Source organism: Ornithinibacter sp. (assembly GCF_035443565.1).
Lineage (GTDB): Bacteria > Actinomycetota > Actinomycetes > Actinomycetales > Dermatophilaceae > Fodinibacter.
This window is the reverse complement of record NZ_DAORSO010000150.1, coordinates 1,936-5,241: the sequence shown is the minus strand read 5'-3', so window position 1 is coordinate 5,241 and position 3,306 is coordinate 1,936. Positions and strand designations below refer to the sequence as shown.

At 70.0% G+C, this 3,306-nt stretch carries 4 protein-coding genes; 1 reads left to right on the top strand and 3 read right to left on the bottom strand.

Annotated elements, in window-relative coordinates:
• Nucleotides 1–100 precede the first annotated feature (100 nt).
• The 3 genes from PLL68_RS12185 to hisC form a co-directional block, all read right to left on the bottom strand.
• A complete protein-coding gene (locus tag PLL68_RS12185) occupies nucleotides 101–802 on the bottom strand; it encodes a fibronectin type III-like domain-contianing protein (RefSeq protein WP_324534448.1) in 702 nt (233 codons plus the stop codon).
• Nucleotides 803–1,293: 491 nt separating this feature from the next.
• On the bottom strand, nucleotides 1,294–1,695 hold the full coding sequence (locus tag PLL68_RS12180; protein WP_324534446.1) for a DUF3592 domain-containing protein: 402 nt from the start codon (nucleotides 1,693–1,695) through the stop codon (nucleotides 1,294–1,296).
• Nucleotides 1,696–1,749: 54 nt separating this feature from the next.
• Nucleotides 1,750–2,838: a histidinol-phosphate transaminase gene (hisC, locus tag PLL68_RS12175; RefSeq protein ID WP_324534444.1), complete on the bottom strand. Its 1,089-nt coding sequence runs from the start codon at nucleotides 2,836–2,838 to the stop codon at nucleotides 1,750–1,752.
• A 97-nt stretch (nucleotides 2,839–2,935) separates the two neighbouring features.
• On the opposite strand from hisC, the gene PLL68_RS12170 reads away from it, so the two are divergent.
• Nucleotides 2,936–3,306: phage holin family protein (locus PLL68_RS12170; RefSeq protein WP_324534442.1), on the top strand; the 371-nt coding region annotated here is incomplete at its 3' end.

Sequence of the window (3,306 nt, the reverse complement as noted above, 5' to 3'; positions counted from 1 at the left end):
CGCGATGCTGGGTGTGGCTGCGGTCACTGCCGATGTCGGGACCACCGTACCGGTGGGACGTGGCCGCAGAGAACCACATGGGGCGAGCAGAACGTCGCCGTCACCGTCCCTGGCGTGCCGCCCACTGCTCGCTGAGCAGATCCAGGGTGGGCCGGTCGATGACCATGCCGGGGAAGGACGCCAGGGCCTTCATCGGGAAGTTGCCGATGATCGCGATGACGTCGTCGTCCAGACCGGGTCCGGCGCCCGCGCCCGGCGCCGCGGCCATCTCGGCGCCCAGGAGCTCGGCGCCCACGGGGTCGGCCACCCACTCCTGGAGGGTCGAGGCGGCGGTCAGGGGTGCGGCCAGCGACGGCGCCTCGACGTGCAGGCTCGCCCGCAGCGGCAGGTCGCGCGAGTGCCGCCCGACGGCCACGACGAACTCCCCGGCCTCGACGGCCCACCGGCGGTGGCGGTCGGACCAGAACGAGAACGCCCGCTGGTCGAGGTCGATGCTCACCTGGGTGCGCTCCCCCGCGACGAGGGCGACCTTGGCGAAGCCGCGCAGCTGACGCGGCGGGGTGGCGACCTCCGACAAGACGTCCTCGACGTAGACCTGCACGACCTCGGCCCCGTCCCGGTCGCCGGTGTTGGCCACGGTCACGCTGACGCGCGCCCCGAAGGTGCCGTCGGCGACGGACCCGCTGGTGCTCACCGACAGGTCGGACAGTTCGAAGGTCGTGTACGACAGGCCGAACCCGAACGGGAAGGCGACGTCCTGGTCGGCCTTGTCGTACCCGGGGTCCTGGTACTCGGTGCACATCGCGGGCCGCCCGGTGCCCGACAACTGGGCCTCGCGGGTCGCGACCCTGGTGTGGACGGCCTGCGGAGGGCAACCGCCCGCCTGAGCACTGCGGGCCGGGCCTGAGCGCTGCCTGGCGGACCCACCAACCGGCAATGCCGACATGCGGCCCTGCGCCGCTGGACAACCAATGCTGCGGAGCGCGGCGCCAGCTGAGCACGAATCGCACGCTCAACGGCATCCTGCCGGGGCTTTTGCACGTCCGGCGGCGCAGCCAGGATGCCGCCCGCCCGGATTCGCGCGATGTGGAGATGGCCCTTTGCCGGTTGGCAGGCCCGCGCGACTGGGGAGGGGAACCGCTGAGGGCAGCACACCGACCAATCATCAAGCGGGGAATCTGAGAGGGGTAGGGGCGGGGGTGCCTGTGGGAGTCGTTGCCCGCCGCAAGGACTTCCTTGACGCGGGCAATGACTCGTGGGCGCACCCCCTGGGGGGGCCACAGCCGCGCCGACTCAGCGCAACGAGTTCCAATCGATCTTGCCCGTCCATGTCGGGGCGATGAGGGCGGCCGCGACCACCGCGCCCACGCTGAAGAACCAGCCGGCGCTGAAGTCGGGGCCCAGCCTCGCGTCCGCGACGTTCCACTCCGGATCAGCGGGGTCGTAGATCAGCCGAGGCCGATCGCCGATCTGCGGCTCGGGGTCGAACAGGTAGTTGCCCACATCCGCGACGACCATCCGACCGCGGCCATCAGGAAAGGTGACGGTCACCTCACTGGTGCGCCCCGCGGTGTGCACGCCGATCACCTCACCGGTGACCTCGACCCCGCGATCGCGCAGGGCGATGGCTGCGCCGAACGCCACCACGGCCCCGAAAGCGCCACCTGCCGCGGCAACGGCGAGGAAGCCGGTCATGAACTTCCGACCGTTCGTCACCCGCGCGACACGCTCCCCGAACGAGGCACCCACTCAGGCGCGACGGGCTGCGAGGAAGGCCCTGGCCACCTCGATGAGCCGGTCGTTGGCCTCACGTTCGGCGATCGTCGCGCGGGCCCCGTCAGTGCCGTACGGGCGAACGGTCAGCCCGGCATCCTGACAGGCCGCCGCGAAGGCCGGCGTGTCGTCACCGAGGCCGAACCAGACGAAGTTCGCCTGCGAGTCCGAGAGCTCCCAGCCCTGCTCGGCCAGCGCCGCCAGCACCCGTTCACGTTCGGCCACGAGTTCCTTGACCCGCACCTCGAGTTCGTCGGATGCCGTCAGCGACGCCACCGCGGCGACCTGCGCCAACGAGTTCACCCCGAACGGGATCGCGGTCTGTCGCAGCGCCAGGGCCACCGGTTCGTGGGCCACGGCGTACCCGACCCGCAGCCCAGCCAAGCCATAGGCCTTCGAGAAGGTGCGCAACACAACGACGTTGGGCCGCGAGCGGTGGACGGCGACGGCATCCGGGGCATCGGGCGCGGTGACGAACTCGAGGTACGCCTCGTCGATGACCACGACGACGTCGCGCGGCACCCGCTCGAGGAACAACTCGAGCTCGGCGTCGGTGACGGTGGTGCCGGTGGGGTTGTTCGGCGTGCAGACGAGCACGAGACGGGTGCGCTCGGTGATCGCGTCGGCCATCGCCTCGAGGTCGTGCCGGTCACCAGCCGCCAAGGGAACCTGCACCGGCACCGCCCCGGCCAGGGTCACGAGAATCGGGTAGGCCTCGAAGGACCGCCAGGCGAAGACGACCTCGTCGCCGGCGTCGCAGGTCGCGGCGATGAGCTGACCGAGGACACCGACCGAGCCCGGCCCGAAGGCCAGCCGCTCCGGGGGCACGTCGAGGCGAGCCGCGAGCGTCTCAGTCAGTTCGGTGACGCCCATGTCGGGGTAGCGGTTCATCGCGCCCGCGGCATCCTGCACGGCGCCGAGCACCGAGGGCAGCGGCGGAAACGGGTTCTCGTTGCTGCTGATCTTGTAGGCGGTGACTCCCGGCGGGGCGGAGGCGGGCTTGCCCGGGGTGTAGGCCGGCAGCTTGGCCAGGGCGGATCGCAGCGTCACGACGTCCTCACTCATGGCAGCCACTCTAGGCCGGGCTGACGAGCGGCCACCCGACGCGGCGAGTTGACGCCGAAACCGGCCCACGCGGCATCCGGCCTGTCAGACTGCCAGCGTGAAGAACTTCCTGATTCGTGTCGGTGTCAACGGTGTTGCCCTGTGGGTTGCCGCGCTGGTCCTGCCGGGCATCAACCTCGCGGAAGGTGACCTCGGCTGGGGTTCCAAGCTCTGGACGATCTTCTTCGTGGCCGTGATCTTCGGCATCGTCAACGCCGTCATCAAGCCGATCGCCAACTTGCTGTCGCTGCCGTTCATCGTGTTGACGCTCGGGTTGTTCATCTTCGTCGTCAACGCATTCATGCTGCAGCTGACCGAGTGGGTCAGCGGCTGGCTCGACCTGTCGTTCAGCATCGAGAACTTCTTCTGGGACGCGATCTTCGGCGCCATCATCATCACGCTCGTGTCGTGGGTGCTGAACGTCGTCCT